The 16,873-nt window shown below is 46.8% G+C and carries 16 protein-coding genes; all 16 read right to left on the reverse strand.

The genetic code is table 11. From position 1 onward, the window contains the following. Nucleotides 1-4 precede the first annotated feature (4 nt). Nucleotides 5-3,529 carry a SusC/RagA family TonB-linked outer membrane protein gene (locus tag ON006_RS13660; RefSeq protein WP_244820350.1) on the reverse strand — a complete coding sequence of 1,175 codons (3,525 nt, stop codon included), beginning with the start codon at nucleotides 3,527-3,529 and terminating at the stop codon, nucleotides 5-7. Nucleotides 3,530-3,785: 256 nt separating this feature from the next. Further along, the gene (locus tag ON006_RS13665) at nucleotides 3,786-4,892 is read right to left on the reverse strand and encodes a FecR family protein (RefSeq protein WP_244820351.1); all 1,107 of its coding nucleotides are present in this window, start codon (nucleotides 4,890-4,892) and stop codon (nucleotides 3,786-3,788) included. 103 nt (nucleotides 4,893-4,995) lie between these two features. Continuing rightward, nucleotides 4,996-5,613, reverse strand: a complete 618-nt coding sequence (locus ON006_RS13670) for an RNA polymerase sigma factor (RefSeq protein ID WP_244820352.1) — start codon at nucleotides 5,611-5,613, stop codon at nucleotides 4,996-4,998. A gap of 125 nt (nucleotides 5,614-5,738) precedes the next feature. Continuing rightward, a complete protein-coding gene (locus ON006_RS13675; RefSeq protein ID WP_244820353.1) occupies nucleotides 5,739-6,440 on the reverse strand; it encodes a hypothetical protein in 702 nt (233 codons plus the stop codon). Between the two features lie 3 nt (nucleotides 6,441-6,443). Beyond that, nucleotides 6,444-7,223, reverse strand: a complete 780-nt coding sequence (locus ON006_RS13680) for an urease accessory protein UreD (protein WP_244820354.1) — start codon at nucleotides 7,221-7,223, stop codon at nucleotides 6,444-6,446. Beyond that, nucleotides 7,220-7,855 (reverse strand): urease accessory protein UreG, encoded by a 636-nt coding sequence (gene ureG / locus ON006_RS13685; RefSeq protein WP_279679751.1) that lies wholly within the window; start codon nucleotides 7,853-7,855, stop codon nucleotides 7,220-7,222. Before ureG ends, ON006_RS13680 begins: the two co-directional genes overlap by 4 nt. Before the next feature lie 36 nt (nucleotides 7,856-7,891). After that, nucleotides 7,892-8,578 carry an urease accessory protein UreF gene (locus ON006_RS13690; RefSeq protein WP_244820356.1) on the reverse strand — a complete coding sequence of 229 codons (687 nt, stop codon included), beginning with the start codon at nucleotides 8,576-8,578 and terminating at the stop codon, nucleotides 7,892-7,894. A 20-nt stretch (nucleotides 8,579-8,598) separates the two neighbouring features. After that, the gene (gene ureE, locus ON006_RS13695) at nucleotides 8,599-9,099 is read right to left on the reverse strand and encodes an urease accessory protein UreE (protein WP_244820357.1); all 501 of its coding nucleotides are present in this window, start codon (nucleotides 9,097-9,099) and stop codon (nucleotides 8,599-8,601) included. A gap of 37 nt (nucleotides 9,100-9,136) precedes the next feature. Further along, nucleotides 9,137-10,873 (reverse strand): urease subunit alpha, encoded by a 1,737-nt coding sequence (gene ureC, locus ON006_RS13700; RefSeq protein WP_244820358.1) that lies wholly within the window; start codon nucleotides 10,871-10,873, stop codon nucleotides 9,137-9,139. Then, the gene (gene ureB, locus ON006_RS13705; RefSeq protein WP_244820359.1) at nucleotides 10,870-11,238 is read right to left on the reverse strand and encodes an urease subunit beta; all 369 of its coding nucleotides are present in this window, start codon (nucleotides 11,236-11,238) and stop codon (nucleotides 10,870-10,872) included. The genes ureC and ureB overlap by 4 nt, the downstream gene beginning before the upstream one ends. 13 nt (nucleotides 11,239-11,251) lie before the next feature. After that, complete coding sequence (gene ureA, locus ON006_RS13710; protein WP_244820360.1) at nucleotides 11,252-11,554, reverse strand: urease subunit gamma; 303 nt, start codon at nucleotides 11,552-11,554, stop codon at nucleotides 11,252-11,254. Between the two features lie 75 nt (nucleotides 11,555-11,629). Next, nucleotides 11,630-12,292, reverse strand: coding sequence for a response regulator transcription factor (locus tag ON006_RS13715; protein ID WP_244820361.1), 663 nt, complete (start codon nucleotides 12,290-12,292; stop codon nucleotides 11,630-11,632). 30 nt (nucleotides 12,293-12,322) lie between these two features. Beyond that, nucleotides 12,323-14,155: a sensor histidine kinase gene (locus tag ON006_RS13720; RefSeq protein WP_267609984.1), complete on the reverse strand. Its 1,833-nt coding sequence runs from the start codon at nucleotides 14,153-14,155 to the stop codon at nucleotides 12,323-12,325. Between the two features lie 76 nt (nucleotides 14,156-14,231). Continuing rightward, entirely contained in the window at nucleotides 14,232-14,942 is a 711-nt protein-coding gene (gene urtE, locus ON006_RS13725) for an urea ABC transporter ATP-binding subunit UrtE (protein WP_244820363.1), read from the reverse strand. A 3-nt stretch (nucleotides 14,943-14,945) separates the two neighbouring features. After that, on the reverse strand, nucleotides 14,946-15,701 hold the full coding sequence (gene urtD / locus ON006_RS13730; protein ID WP_244820364.1) for an urea ABC transporter ATP-binding protein UrtD: 756 nt from the start codon (nucleotides 15,699-15,701) through the stop codon (nucleotides 14,946-14,948). 42 nt (nucleotides 15,702-15,743) lie between these two features. Then, complete coding sequence (gene urtC / locus ON006_RS13735) at nucleotides 15,744-16,844, reverse strand: urea ABC transporter permease subunit UrtC (RefSeq protein WP_244820365.1); 1,101 nt, start codon at nucleotides 16,842-16,844, stop codon at nucleotides 15,744-15,746. Nucleotides 16,845-16,873: the final 29 nt, after the last annotated feature.

A 16,873-nucleotide genomic window follows, 5' to 3' on the forward strand; every position in this document is an offset into this window, starting at 1 on the left:
AGGCTTAGAAATTCATGTTCAAACCAATGTTAAAAACTTTCTGGACGGGATAGCCAAGGCCGTTTCCACCCATTTCAGGGTCCCATAATTTAAACTTGCTGAAAGTAAGCAGGTTGGTACCGCTGAAATACACGCGCAGGTTGGTGATTTTGAGGGTTTCGAGTAATTTCCCTTTTATGGTATAACCTACTTCCAGTGTTTTTAGCCTCAAAAAAGAGCCATCCCGCATGTACCAGGTACTTCTCTGAGAATTGTTATTGTTGACCGTGGTTGATAAACGAGGCCAGACAGCATATATATCCTGGTTTTCTTCCGACCAGTGGCTATCCGCAAAAGCCTTCAAAAGTGCGTTTTCACCGATTAAATTCGTAGGATACAAAGCTGTACTCCCATTGTTGTCATACGGGTAGTTGACAAACGGCGCCGTTGCCACCGGGTTGATAAAAAACGATTCCCTTCCCAAACCCTGAAAAAACACGGAGAAATCAAACTGGTTGCGGCCCGCCGACAGACCAAAACCATAGGTAATTTCCGGTGTTTCGGGATGTCCGATAGGTACATAGTCAGCATTGGTGATCTGCCCGTCGCGATTGATATCCCTGTATTTCAGGTCCCCTGCACCATAGAGGCCGAAATTCTGGCGGGGAGAATTTTTAACATCATTTTCATCGATAAAAAGCCGCTCGGCTATCAGCCCTCTTGGCTGTGTAATGGATTGTCCCACATTGGACAAGTAGCGGTCTTTATAGTCCGGCTCTTCATAAACCGAGTAGATTCCCCGTGCCATCGTAAGGTTACCTCTGGCGATCAGCCATGCACCGTTGCTGAAATTTTGATTAAAGTCTACGGCCAGGTCAAATCCTTTCGATTTGGCCTCCCCCACATTGGCCTGGGGGGTTACGGAAAGGCCGGTGGTAGTAGGAATGGACGCCCGTGTCATCAGGATATTCGAGCGTCTTTGCTTGTAGATCTCGGCTATCACGTTCAGCTTTTGCATGATAGAGAATTCCAGCCCCAGGTTGGTTTGATGCGACGTTTCCCAGGTGATTTCCTTATTTTCATATCTGCGGATTGAAACCCCGTCGCGGTAGATGTTGGAATTAAAGCCAAAGTAGGAGCCACGATCACTGTCATTGAGATTAACCTCGGAAAGGAAAAAGAACCGATCAGAAGCGCTGCCGATCGCGTCATTGCCCACTAGCCCGAAGGAACCTCTTACTTTCAGCTTGTTCACTACGTTTTCGAGTGGTTTCCAGAAACTTTCATTGGAAATAACCCATGCCCCGCCGATGGTCGGAAAAAACCCGAATTGCTTGGTCTTATAAAAGCGTTCAGAGCCATTATAGCCAAAGTTGAACTCCGCGAAATATCGGTTGTCAAATGAATAGGAAAGCCTTCCTGAAATACCGGTGTTGCGGCTGGGAAGCGAAAGCTGCAGCGTTGGCTGGCTGGAATTGTTTTTCAGGCTCTGCTGTAAAGTGGTAACAATGGTGGCGTTCAGGGAATGTACTTCCTTGAAAACCCGCGTGTAATCGGCTGTTCCCTGCAGATAGAGAAATGTTTCCAGATCTTTACTGCCTGGCTTATAGTTGAGGTACTCAGTGGCTGGCTCGGAAAAGAACTGGCCCGTCTGCTGGTTGAGCCAGTTCAGCCTATATGTGTCCGTTTGCTTGTCATAGGAACCTGCGCGATAAAAATAAGGATTGTAAGCCCGGGTAACATCAAAATAGGAATATCGGTTAATGTTCGCCAGTCCCCTCACGCTAAGTCCTTTGGTCAGAAAATCCAGCTTTTGGGTCAGTTCCAGCTGTGTCAGCATTTTTGAGCGGGAATATTGTTTGTAGCCTTTGACCATATCCGCATAAGGGTTCAGGTACTGTCCCTGGTCAAAATTCCCGAACAGAATGTGATCCGTTGCCTCATTGTCCTTATCAGGTGCATAAAAAGCAGGATAAGAAGTCGGACTAGTTTTCAGTGCCTTCTGGTATATCCCGGAACCCCCGTCGATTGGCCCATTATAATCATCGAAATTCCCGTACAACCTGACAATCAGCTGAGTGGACGGGCTCAGATTGATATTCACATTCGAGCGGACCGAGTAATTGTTAAGCCTCACATTGTTATTGAAGTTATTCATTTTATCCACCTTCATGATCCCATTGTCATTGCTGAATGAAGTGGCCACATAGTACTGCGCAACTTCTCCCCCACCCGACACGCTCAGGTTGCCCCGTCTGTTCTGGGTGTATCTTTTAAAAAGCGCCTTCCGCCAATCCGTTGCGGGATAAACGTAAGGATTGCCGCCGGTGAGCGTATTATCGATCTGGTTCTGAGAATATTTGATCGGCGCCAGCGGATCACGCGTCAGCTGCGCCTCATTATACAGTTTCATATACGTGATCGGATCCGCCAGTTCCACATTCTGCGTCGGCATTGAAACTGAATTCTCGATACGGAAATTGATTTTCGCCTTTCCTGCTTTTCCTTGCTTGGTGGTCACATAAACCACCCCGTTGGCACCTCGGGCACCGTACAACGCGGTAGCACTCGCATCTTTGAGTATGGAAAAACTCTCAATGTCATCTGGCTGCAAACGGGCCAGGTCCGTCACGGTAAGTTCCACATTGTCCACCAGGATCAGCGGCGAATTATTGGTACCAAAAGTGGTAATGCCCCGAATGAAAAAAGTGGCATTGTCAACACCCGGTTCCCCGCTGCGCTGGTAGCCTATTACCCCCGAAAGCCTTCCGGCGATCGCCGTGGTGAGGTTGCTGGCAGGTATTTTCAGATCCGACGGACGTATCGTGGTCACTGCTCCTACCACTGCTTCTTTACGCTGTTTTTGGCCAAAAGCAGTTACTACTACTTCATCCAGTGCTTTGTTGTCCACTTTCAAAACCACATTCATGATGGACTGGTCGCCCACTACTTTTTCCTCGGACAGGTAACCGACAAAAGAGAATATCAGCACAGACTGTTCGTCCGGAATGGCAAGGCGGTAAGTACCGTTGCTCTCCGTGGTAGTTCCTTTTTGCGATCCTTTTACCACAATGCTTACCCCGGGCAGCCCTTCTCCTTTTTCATCTGTCACCTTTCCCGCTATTTGCTTTTCCAATATTTCTGGCGTGCTCATCAGGTTTAGCGCACCGGTGGGGTCCTTTGAGTTAACCACTATTTTCGTCAATACAACCTGATTTGTTTTGACCACCTGGTAATTAATATTTCTCGGGATAAGCACTCGGTTCAGCAGATCGTCCAGCGATTCATTTTTGACCTCAATTGAAATTTTTTCCTCCGAAGCAATTACATTTTTCTGATATGAAAAGGATACATCGACTTGTTTTTCGATATCCCGTAAAATGGATTTCAACGTGCCGTTCTTAACGGATATAGATATACGTTCTTTAAGCAGCTCTTGTGACAATGTAGGTGATGCATAACTCAAACCCGTCAGTAGCACAGCAAACAGGAGTTGTTTTGCCATCATCGTCGTTGCTTTTAAAACTTTACTGAGAATAAAAATAGCCATAATCCTAATGTTTTGATTTGATTAAAAGATGTGGGCAGTCTTCTTCAATGTCCGCACCGGCTGGGATGTGGCGTGATGGCACCTACTGCATTTCATTGGCTATTTCGATGTCAGCGTGATAATTATATAGGTACGAGCCCTATTTAAAACTAACCTTCGGTTTTAAAATATTTTTTGTTTGTTTATGATTTATCCAATTGCATCACCGTCGGAAGCTGCCACTTTCCAATTGTTGCCGTCGACAGGCCGGTGTTTGCTATTGACAGCCCTGGGATTCTATGACAATCTGGGCATCCACCTCTTTATAGCTTCCCCCGATTGTTTTACAGATCACATCCAGATTATCGTACAGCGATTCATTTTGCAGTGCCATGGAGACAATGCATTTTGATATCTGCTCCTGGTCGTAGATGATCCTGATCCCATAGCGTTTTTCAAGCTGTGTGAAAATTTCGGAGACAGGTACCTCGTCAAAAGTTTTCTTTTCATTAGCTGGTACCGTGACAATCGGAACAGGTATTTCAATGAGGTTTTTTACAAGACTCTCACTCTCCCGGTCAAAGGTGACCTTCTGATTGGGCAATAATACCAATCCCATTGTTTCCGGATCGGCAGTCTGGATCCGGCTCTGCTTATAGACAGATACCCGGCCGGTCCGAACGTTCACCGTCACCTTTTTCTCATCGTCAAAAGCGGTGATCCGGAAGCTCGTTCCTAACACTTTCGTAATGGTTTCATTGGCATAGACAAAAAACGGCCGGAAAGGATCCTTGGTAACCTCAAAAAAAGCATCCCCGCTCATCAAAACGACGCGTTTTTGCTTTTCAAACTGTTTGGGGTAGCTTAATTTACTGTTCTTGCTCAGTGTCACAACGCTGCCATCGGGCAATTTGACTTTTAATGGCAATTCACCGGAATTAATATATTCCTTCAACTCCTGAACGTTTCCGGCATGTGTGACCAGCTCGCGGTAGGTAATTTGGTTTTTTGAAATATAAAAGTGCCAAACGCCAAATAGCATTAAAACCAAAAAAGCAGCACTTACTACCAGTTTATATTTTCGATATCGCCCCTCGGCCGGGCGCCCCTCAGCCGGGTCGGATGCATTTACCTCCTGGCTTTCCGCTTCCAGTGTCGTCGTGATGCGCGTCCACACTTTGTTCTCGTCTGCCGAAGAAGGTGTGATTTTTTCTGCCTCATGCAACTCTTTAATGATCTGGGACGCTCTGATAATCGTATCCTTATGCTCGGGATTCAGTAGGACAAACTCCTCCCATACAAAGGAATCTTTGCCATACAAAACCCAGTTAATAAAGGAATCATCGTTCAGAAGACTCTCACAACCAAAATTATCGTCTTTCATTTTTAGGGAGGAATACCTTATGCCCTACATAATAGGTACCAGATCTTCGGAAACTAACCTACTATTATCATATTTCTTGAAAAAAAAATTCTTGCCTGCCTGCTCAGCATTGACTTACCAGCAAAGATGTGAGGGTAGATAGCATGGAAAGCTCTTTCAATTTTAGGCGCAAAACGGCATAGGATTTGAATAAAAGGTTGCTCACACACTGTTTGGACAGCCCCATCAGAATGGAGATTTCATCCAAACTCAGCGCATGGTAAAACCGAAGGTTGATTACTTCTCTCTGCCGTTCCGACAGGTTGGCGATGGCGTTTTGAATGCGCGCCGTTTTATCACGCATCCGCTCAGAGTCAATCGACTGGTCTTCATAAGAAAGTGAAACCAGGTAATCCAAAAACTTGTCAATGTCCTCTTTATTTTCAAAGATATTTTTCCCGTTTCTGATAATCCGGTTCCTGAGCGCCCTGAAAAGGTAAAACCGGATGTTCTCCACGTCAGCCAGGTATTCCTTTCGCCTCCACAGATCGATAAAAACATCATGAATGGCATCTTCCAGTAACTGACTGTCGGAAGTCAGGCGGGAACCATAGTTGTTGAGGATTTTGAAGTAGTCTTTATATAGTGTCTCGAAAGCCTGGTGATTTCCCTGTTTGAAACAATGCCAGATGTTCCATTCAGAAGAAAGCTCCGAATCATGATTGGGAGTAAACTTTTCCAATAGGCTGAAAAATTTAGATAGTGGATACTATTCGTAACGTTTCGTAGTAAAACAGCCTTTTGTCAAATTATACTTTTATTAATTGAAATTTTAATATTTGACCATTTCACAAAACGGCCCTCAGCCTACCAGCCCAGGAACACCATTCCGGCTCCGCAAATGGTAATGGTAGCGCCAGCCAGGGCGTGCATGTACTTTTCCGCCCAACCGGTTTGAAATAAAGAAGCGCCCCGCAAACCCAGGATGACCATCACCACCATAGTAAGCAAAGTGACCAGCGTGTAAATCCCAATCATCATCCACATGCCCGCTACCGAATGCTGGGCGGCGGGGAAATACAGCAGCGGGATCATGGGCTCGCACGGCCCCAGCAAAAATATGATGAACATGACCCAAGGAGTGACTTTATGTTTTTCACGGACTTGTACCGCAGCACCATGCTTGTGCTCAAATACATACATTTCGCCCTCATCGCCAAGCTCGAAATGCTTGTGGGCTTTGTTTCGAAATGCATTCAAAATGCCCCAGATACTGTATAAAATTCCAAAACCCAGAAGCATCCAGCCCGCCAACCCGCCACGCATATTTTCAAAAAATTCGACCTCGTTCAATGACCAGCCAATTGCCGCGCCTCCCAGTGCCAGCAGAACCGAACTCCAAACATGTCCGCACCCGCAAACGACCGTCCAGCAAATAGTTTTCACAAACGACCAGTTTCTGGCTTTGGCCAAAGCGATAAAAGGCACATAATGGTCCGGGCCGCTGAAAGTATGCAGGCAGGCAACCGTGATCGTCGCCACCAGCAAAACCTGTAATTCACTCTCCATGGGTTACTTGGTTTCTGTTAAAATATCAGATATCTCTTTTAGACAAAAAAATAATTGTTCCGATTTAAAGCCCAGGATCCTCAATAGAATGCTGGTACCGGCACCCGAGGTGATGCCGAAAATAATATCCTCCTGCGTTGCCAGAAAAGCGGAGGCCACCGCTAGCAGATGATCCGCTGGTTTGCATTCGGCCTGATACACCAAACTCGCCTGATGTGTGAAGCCTTCCAGCATACCAGTACCTTCCATACATTCAGAGCCAGGTAGCAACCTTAGATTTTCCTTGATAATAAGCCTGTTATCTAAAAAAATCTCGGTACGGGAATGGTATCTTGAAAAGCGAAATATCTCTCCATTCAGCTTTCGGCCGCAAGTGATAATTTCTCCCCAGACCAGCACGGAACCAGTTGACAGGTATATTTTATTGACAGCCGAAAAATCGGAATCTTCTTGTGGGACACAGGGATGGGGCAAATAAATGAAAGAGGCCCCCTTTCCTACATGAACCTCCATATGCTGGCTGGCGCCGGTTTTCATTTTAAAAAGCCTCTGATAAGACTGCGTATGAAGCTGCAAATGGCAGCGGTCACCCACCTCCACGTTGACCTGGTACCGGTCACCATCCAAAATTCCCGGTGAAGAACTCATCTGCATGACGTGCAAAAATTTGCCGTTCTTATTTTCAGTGATATCGGCGAGTTTGAATGGTGGTGAAAAGTAAGCCTTCCTCAGATAAGCCCGCTCGCCCCGCGAAGCCACCTGAATGTGCAGCGAGGCGATCATCGTAATAGTTGCGGCTCTTGCAATTCTTCCAGCAATGCATACTTTTTGATCCAGTCAATCACCAGGTCCAGTCCCTGCAAGGTCATTAAATTGGTAAAAACAAACGGTCGCCCATTTCTCATTCGCCTTGAATCCTGTTCCATTACTTCCAGGTTGGCATGTACATACGGCGCAAGGTCTATCTTGTTGATGACCAGCAAATCACTTCTGGTGATACCCGGGCCACCTTTTCTGGGAATTTTATCGCCCTCGGCCACATCAATTACAAAAATACTGACATCGGCCAGGTCGGGGCTGAATGTGGCCGAAAGGTTATCGCCCCCGCTTTCGATGAACACAATCTCAATTTCGGGGAACCGACTGGCCATTTCTTCCACTGCTTCCAGGTTCATGCTCGCATCTTCGCGTATGGCAGTGTGCGGGCAACCGCCCGTTTCCACGCCTATGATCCTGTCGGCAGGCAGCAGGCTGTTTTGGGTCAAAAAAGCAGCATCCTCTTTGGTATAAATATCATTGGTGATTACGCCGACGCTGTAATTTTCGGCCATTTGTCGGGTAAGTCTTTCGATCAGGGCTGTTTTCCCCGATCCTACCGGGCCAGCTACCCCGATCTTAATGTAGTTTCTTTCCATAATCATTGATGCATTACTAAATGCGGGGTTAGAATATTAGGACATGTAAAGCCTTGAATATAAGCTTTCATGTTGAATGGAACGGATGTCGAAACCGGGACAGCAAAGGCCAACCAAGTCGCCGTCGGGCTGCATACAGTCTTCCGCAAGCTGGTCCAAAACGGGCAGCAGGGAGAATAGTAACTCCTGTCCGTCCTGCTGGCCAAGAGGAACCATTTTCACGATATTGGTTACAAATCCTGCACACGCATTGTAAAAAAAACCGGTTAGCATTTCTTTCTTGCCAATTCCAAGTCCAAACGCAAACAATCCATATGTGATAGCGTAGTGTCCAAAAGCTTTTCCTTCCTTGATATGCGCCTGATAAACTTCTGTAATCTCCATTTTTAACAATGGCTGAAAAACCTTCATCAGACGGTTGCCCAATTTATGGCTGGCTTCACGAATTTCCCTGGGCATTTTAAGGGCAGTACATTCATCATCCAGACGTAACAATTCTTCCCGATCATGCTTAGCCGCAACTTCATAAGCAAGTGAAGCAAAAGCCGCATCCCCATATTTCAGGTTTTTCGACAGCATCTGCATTACGAACTCTCGTGCGGTCGCAGGGTCTTTCACCAAGCCAGCCTGAACATAGGTCTCCAAACCGGAGGAATGTGCATAACCGCCTATCGGCAACATCGGATCACTTAATTGCAGCAGATTTAGTAACTGTGTCGACATTTCAGATCAGATTAAACGTGCTAGCTGCTCGTCAGCTTCATAATCCTTGAAAACAAGGTGGTATTCTCTTCATTGGCATGAGGTGTCACGGTGGTTTTCAGAGGATTCAATAATTTCCGGGTTTCCAGGCTCACCTGATAGCCCTGGGCAGTCAGCAACCTGAACAGCGGTGCTTCGTAGGGTATCAGAAAAGAACCGTCGTCATAAAACAAAGGCGTATGCTTATTCCCTATTTCGTAGCATAGCGAGGCAGTTTCAAACATGGTTGTAGGTGTTACAACCACGCAATCACAGGCAAGAATGTCTGCCACGATCAGCAAGGATTCGTCCAGGTATAAAACATCATCCTGACAAATACCGGTCGTTTCGTTCAGAAACTTCATGACGATATCCCTTCCTGCCCGCGTTTTTTTATGCAGGATTCTTTTGCCGGTTTCAAACCATTCAATTTCAACCCAGTCGATCTGCCGTTTGTTTACTTCGAAATCATGGAGGTTACCCAGCTTTTCTTTTACGACCATATGTCATTCATTAAAATAGTATGTGCAAGTGTGGCCATCAAAATAAAAAATAACGTTGAGATAAAGAGACAGTCGTAACCGGTTCACAAGTAATGTGTTCCCCATCGACATGTACCTGATAGTTTTCAGGATTGACATCAATAGTCGGGGTAGCATCATTATGGATCAGGTCCTTCTTTGAAATATTTCTACAGTTTTTCACCGGTAAAATCATTTTTTGTAAACCATACTGCTGCACAACATTGCGGTCCAGTGACAGCTGTGATACAAATGTGGCGCAGGTACGGTACAGCGCCTTGCCATAAGCCCCGAACATATGCCGGTACATTACAGGCTGCGGAGTAGGTATGGAAGCATTGGGATCGCCCATTCTGGCGCCTATAATCATGCCTCCTTTGATAATGAGCTCAGGTTTTACCCCAAAAAATGCAGGTTTCCATAACACAATGTCGGCCAGTTTTCCGCTTTCCAGCGAACCCACATAGTCGGAAATCCCGTGTGTAATCGCCGGATTGATCGTGTATTTGGCCACATATCTTTTTGCCCTGAAATTGTCATTTCCATTGTCTTTGTCTTCGGCCAATGCTCCGCGCTGCCTTTTCATTTTGTCAGCCGTTTGCCAGGTCCTTATAATGACCTCACCCACCCGTCCCATCGCCTGCGAATCCGAACTCATCATGCTGAACACGCCCATATCGTGCAGAATATCCTCGGCGGCAATGGTTTCCGGCCTGATCCGTGAATCGGCGAAGGCTACGTCCTCAGGCACTGCATTGTTGAGATGATGGCAAACCATGAGCATATCCAGGTGCTCATCAATGGTGTTTACCGTAAATGGTCGCGTCGGATTAGTAGAGGAGGGTAAAATATGCGGGTACATGGCGGCTTTGATGATATCCGGCGCGTGGCCACCGCCAGCTCCTTCGGTATGGTAGGTGTGAATGACCCGCCCGCCGATCGCCGCCATCGTACTTTCCAGAAAACCGGACTCATTGAGCGTATCCGTGTGAATAGCCACTTGGATATCGTACTTGTCGGCCATTTTCAACGAGGCATCAATCACCGCAGGCGTTGCACCCCAGTCTTCATGGATTTTTAACCCGATCACCCCGGCCTCAATTTGCTCTTCCAGCGGTGCCAGCGATGCGCAATTCCCCTTTCCGAGAAATCCCAGGTTCATCGGGAAAGCTTCGGCCGCTTCCAGCATCCGCTGAATATTCCAGGCGCCGGGCGTCACCGTGGTAGCATTTGTGCCGTCCGCAGGCCCGGTACCGCCTCCGATCATGGTCGTTACTCCGCTAAAAAGAGCATGATCGATCTGCTGCGGGCAGATAAAATGAATGTGGGTGTCAATTCCCCCGGCTGTGGCGATCAACCCGGCACCGCCGTGTACTTCTGTGGAAGCACCGATGACCATATTCTGGTAAATGCCGTCGGTGGTATCGGGGTTGCCAGCCTTTCCGATCCCTATAATTTTGCCGTCCTTGATACCAATGTCGGCTTTTACAATGCCCCAGTGATCAATGATCATCACCCCGGTTATTACCAGGTCCAGTACACCCTCGGCCCTGGTAGCGGTGGCAGATTGCGCCATACCATCCCGGATAGTCTTACCGCCGCCGAATTTCGATTCCTCGCCGTAGTTTGGCCAGAAACCGAGCGACAGGTCTTTTTCTATTTCAATGATGATCTCTGTATCGCCGAGCCGGACTTTGTCTCCCGTTGTCGGGCCATACATATTGGCGTAGCGTATCTTGTTGACTGAAACATTCATAGGGCCGTATCTTTAAAGTTTTCGGCGCGGGCCTTTTCCAATGCATTGCTTTTTTGTTCGCCCAGATCACCATCAACCAGGTTGCTGAAACCGGTTATTTTCCTTTTACCGCCGATCTCCACCAGCAACACCTCTTTCTCTTCTCCCGGCTCAAACCTGACTGCGGTACCGGCGGCAATGTTCAATCGCATTCCGTAAGCTTTCGCACGGTCGAGCAACAGCTGCCGGTTTACTTCAAAAAAATGAAAATGGGAGCCGATCTGCACGGGCCGGTCGCCGGTATTGACTACCGTTACGGTGACGGTTGGTTTGCCTGCATTAATGACAATTTCCCCTTCCGCTAGAAAATATTCTCCTGGAACCATGATAATGTTGTGATTAGCGGATAGGGTAATGAACTGTAACCAATTTGGTACCATCAGGAAATGTAGCCTCTATCTGAATGTCCGGTATCATTTCCGGAACACCTTCCATAACATCCTCCCGCATTAAAATAGTGGATCCGAAATGCATGAGCTCGGCTACGGATCTCCCGTCCCTCGCAGCCTCCTGTAACCGGCTGCTGATCAGGGCCACCGATTCGGGGTAGTTTAATTTTAGTCCGCGTAGCTTACGCTTTTCGGCTAGTTCACCAGCCAAAAACAAAAGAAGCTTTTCTTGTTCACGGGGAGATAAATGCATGGGCTTTAATACTTAGGTATTGTTACGTACGTAAATATCAAAAAGTATTCCAAGCAATCCAAATTTTTTTAATGATCAATCCAATAATAATGCGGTTTTCGCATTCTCGACCGCCTCTTCAATGGTATTGACCTGAAACTTGCGTAAAATATTGAGCCGGTGCGCCTCAATGGTACGGATGCTAATTTCCAACGTATCCGCAATTTCCTTATTCGTCACGCCCTGATGTATCATCTTGATAATCTGCTGCTCGCGTTTTGAAAGCGATATTTCAGAAGGCTGACTGGCTTGCACCTTACCCGACGCATTTTTCTGCTCATGATACTTACGTACCAAGGTATCGGTAACATCCCCGATAAAGTAAAATTGCCCGTTATGGACGGTTCGTATCGCGTGAAGAAATATTTTGTTACTGGTATCTTTGAGAATGTAGCCGCTTGCACCCATATCCAGAGCGGTGATGACATAATCCGGATTATCGAAAAGACTAAAAAAAAGCAGTTTCGCCTTATGGTTGTTCTTCAAAACAGATTTACCTGTGTCGAGCCCCCCGATACCGGGCATCCGAATATCCATAATGATCACATCCACAACGGTTTGAGCTAACATTTCAATCGCCTCTTCTCCCGTCGAGGCCTCCCCGATCACCTCCATATCCGGCTCGTTATTGATAAGTTGTTTGAGCCCGTTTCGGAAAATTTCATGGTCATCGACTACAAAGACGGCTATTTTTTTCATTTCAAAGAATCGCTATATAATTGGTTCTAATTATGATTGTGTTTTGCTAAACGGCAATTCAAGTTGCACCGTAGTACCTTGTCCTGGCGCCGAATTAATGTTCAACACGCCATTGAGCAGATCAGCCCGCTCTTTCATCCCTCGCAACCCGTGTGCCTTGGGAAATTTCTCTCGTGAATAAATGTACTGGTTGTCAAAATAAAAGCCTTTTCCATTATCCTGAATAATGATATTCAAAAATTCGGGATCGCTGTCGATATGTACTTCGATGATCGTAGCCGCTGAATGTTTGATGGCATTGTTGAGTGCCTCCTGCAAAATCCTGAAAACACCTATTTCCACTTCACGGTGAAATGCCTCGAACTGGATGTTTTCTTCCAGGTGAAAAGTAATGGAAGTAGCGGTTTCCCGGCAGGTTTTCACCAGTTCCCGTATCGCCGAGCGAAGGCCGAAATCTTCCAGCACACTAGGCAGAAGATCGGCGCAAATCCGCTTGGTTTCGAAGATAATACTGGCAAGCAATTCATTTACCCGCTGGATTTCGGGGTCTTTGTGCTCCATCCGGTCATCTACCTGTTCGAGTTTCATCCGCAAACTGGTCAGCATCTGCCCTATACCATCGTGGATCTCCGCCGCGATCCGCTCCCGCTCTTTCTCCTGACCGTTGATAATCGAAAAAGATCTGATATGCTGCTCCGTTTCCTGCCGGCGCATTTTTTCCTCGGTCAGTAACCATAGTTCCCGCTCCGTATTTTTTCTTTTTGTAATGTCGTTACAAACTACCAGGTACTGATAAAGGCTGCCGTCATTGTCAATGATGGGCATCATTGTCACATCCAGCCAGAAACCCGCACCGTCGGAAGCGGTATCGTAAACTTCGCCCTGCCACACATCGGTCCTCCGCTGCGGATTTCGGATATGGTCATAGATAATGCTTTCTTTTCCACCCTGATTGTTGTAAAACAAAGGCCGTCCATGCAAGTCCGAAAGATTGTACCTGGTCACATGGCAATACTTATCATTAGCATAAATGATCCGGCCCTCGCTGTCGGTTTTCACCAGGTAGGTCGCCTTTTCGAGCGCATAGTTGGTCTCCCGAAGCTCTTTATGTGATTTTTCTATGGATTTGCTGCTTTCCTGCAACTGCTCGGCCAGTTTCTTCGCCCTGTTTTCCGATTGGATGAGCCCGACCATCGTCTGGCGGATCTTAACGGACAGCGGGAAAAAGATAAGCCCTGCTTCGAGCAGCAGGGTGAAAAGTATCACGCCAAGCAGGATATATTCGATTTCTTTGAGCGTACGTACTTTCTCCCGCCAAAACCGGTCATAGTCAAACACAATCAGTTCCATTCCGAGCAGATAGGATTTTTCGTATTCCAGGATTTTCTTCACATAAGCCTTAATGGCAGCAGAATCCGTCGATTTGGCTTTCTCCATACCATTGGCGGCGGTCAGTATTTCCTGATAGGGCTCCTTGACCATATCATACATCATCGCAATTTCCTTCCGGTTATTAGGAGGTAAATTGAGAAAAGAATTGCCCCCTATCAAAGCCTGATGCGCCTTTTGCCATTGCCTCAATGTGTTGACAAATTCTTTCTGGTTCGATTCAATGTCCCTGCCCGACTCGATCAGCAATGCAGTCTTGCTGAGCGTCTGACTATACGTGCGAAGGCGGCCTGCGTAATTAATAATGTGAGAATCGTCCCGCTGGGCTGTCAGGTATTTCTGGATAAGTATCTGGCTCAGAATGGATATCACCGCTACGATCAAAAGCGCAGAAACATAAAGCCAGGTAAAATAAAGAAATGTTTTTTTCTCCTGCGGTTCGTCTGTAATCGTTTCCTTTTTGAGCATAGCCATGATTTTCAAGATGAAAAAGATTCAGAAAGCACGGCAACGGCAGAATCCCTTCGTGTAAATATACGTAGGTATCCTTTTATAGCGAAATGTGATTTTGCAGTTCCTCCATACTCATTTCGTCAGAGCTACCTTCCGAAACGACTACTCCACGGTTCATAAAATAAAAGTAATCCGTGACCGGGCGCGCAAAATCGATCTTTTGTTCCACCAGTAAAACGGAAATACCTTGTTCCTTCGCCAGTTTCCTTAAAATCTGCCCGATTTCCTGGGATATGGAGGGTTGAATGCCTTCTGTGGGCTCATCGAGTAGCAATAACGATGGCCTGCCGGTTAATGCCCGGGCAATCGCCAGCTGCTGCTGCTGCCCGCCGCTCAGATTCCCCCCGAGCCTTTTTCTGAACTCTTTCAGGATGGGGAACATGGTATAAATCTCATCTTCGGGAATTTTGGCTTTTCGGTCGCCAACAGCTTCCAGCCCGAGTTTCAGGTTTTCATAAACCGTCAGTTTAGGAATAATCTCACGTCCCTGGGGAACATATGCGATCCCCATTCTTGATTTTTGATACGGTGGCAGCGCGGTAATGTCCTGCCCACGGTACTCTATCGTGCCCGATTTGGGGGTTACCAAGCCCATAATGGTTTTCAGGAGCGTCGTTTTACCCACGCCATTTCTGCCCATAATGGTAGTAACAGTACCTTGCTTTACTTCCAGGGTTGTACCCCATAAAATGGTACTTTGCCCATAGGCAGAACTCAGTCCATGGATCCTTAAAATAGATTCGCTCATTTTTCAGAAGTTTTCAAGTTGCACATTAGCCCGTCCGAGGTAACTATCGATCACACGTTGGTCGTTGCGGATTTCCCCGAAAGAGCCTTCCACCAGCAATTTTCCACGGACCAAAACGGTAACCAGGTCCTGTGCGATCTGTTCTACAAATTTCATATCGTGTTCGATCACAATGATACCGTGCTGCTTGGATAGCTGCATGAGTAACTCGCCGGTTTTTTCAGTTTCTTCATCCGACATACCCGCGGCTGGTTCGTCAATGAGCATTAGCCTGGGATCCTGCAATACGACGATCGCAATTTCCAGCCATTGCTTCTGACCATGCGAAAGCTCACCGGCTATCTTTTTCAATTCTTTCACCAGGCCTACCCTGGCCGCAACCTCTCGTATCCTGGTATCAATTTCTTCGGTAGGTTTGAAAAAGAGCGAAGCCAGAATGCTTTTTTTCATTTTAAAGGCCAGCAGCATATTTTCGTAGACCGTCAGACTTGGAAAAACAGACGGTTTCTGAAATTTTCTGCCAATTCCTAAATTGGCTATTTCGACCTCCGTTTTACCAAGTACCGGCGTTCCGTTGAAGAGTACTTCGCCCGAATTGGGTTTTGTTTTACCACATAAAATATCCAGAAATGTTGACTTCCCGGCACCGTTTGGACCAATAATCACACGGAGTTCTTTGTCCTCTAAACTAAAATGGCTCAGGTTCAATGCATGAACACCACCGAAAGAAACTGAAAGATCACGAACCGTAAGTAGCATATAAATCGGTTTTGTAGTATCTGTAATTTGTTTTTACAAAGCTCAGGATTGCACGGATTCGTGCTCCGAAACAGGCCGGCCGGGCACTGGTTTCCGTTTTAGTTTTTCACCCAATGCCTCTATTGCACCAAAGAAACCTTTGTCGAAATAGAGTACTGTGATCACGAAGAGAAAACCGAGAATAAATAGCCAGGAATCCGGGAAAAGGCTGGTGCAGATACTGTATAAGAAGTTGACAGTCAGCGCGCCAAGAATAGCACCTTTTAATTTCCCCCGCCCTCCGAGGGCTACCCACATCACCATTTCGACAGAAGCTTTCACGTCCATTCTGCCCGGCGTGATGATGCCGGTCTGGGGTGCATAAAGCATTCCGGCAACCGCCGCCAGTACCGCACTGAATATGAATATGGCAAGTTTGTAGTCCAGTACGCGGTAGGCTGTGTAGCTGGTGCGGGACTCGCTGTCACGTATGGCCTGCAACACTTTGCCGAACTTGGAGTTGACGAGTTTTTTACTCAAATAATAAAAACAACAGAGCAAAATGAGGGACAACAGGTACAAACCCAGCTTGACATTAGCAGCAGACAGGCTGAACCCCAGCAGGCTCTTGAAATCGGTCAGACCATTGGTACCTCCCAACATTGTTTCATTTCTAAGAAAAAGCAACCACATAGCCAGCGCAAGTGCCTGTGTTATAATGGCCATATATACCCCTTTGATCCGGCTCCTGAAAATAAAATAGCCAAAAACGAAAGCAAAAGCGGCGGGTATCAGTAGGCCCAGAATAATTGCCAGGCCAAAAGATTGAAAAGGTACCCAGAAAAAAGGAAGCGACTGGACCTGGTTCCATACCATAAAATCGGGCAGATCACTTCCATTGGATGCACCGGCGCCACTCAATACGATGTGCATGGCCAGCGCATACCCGCCCAGGCAGAAAAAGAATGCCTGGCACATGGACAGTATGCCCGTATATCCCCAGATGAGGTCAACACCAATCGCCACGATGGCAAAGCAGAAGTAGCGTCCCCAGAGAGAAATCGTGTTGGTGGATACCAGGCCCAGCAGGTTACCCACAGGCAACAGGATCAGGAACAGCGCCAAAAAGGCCAGATACAGGCGGTAATCTTTGATTTTTTCCACGGTAATAGGAAGATTAGCTGTTATAACTT

The sequence above is a fragment of the Dyadobacter pollutisoli genome, from assembly GCF_026625565.1.
GTDB lineage: Bacteria > Bacteroidota > Bacteroidia > Cytophagales > Spirosomataceae > Dyadobacter > Dyadobacter pollutisoli.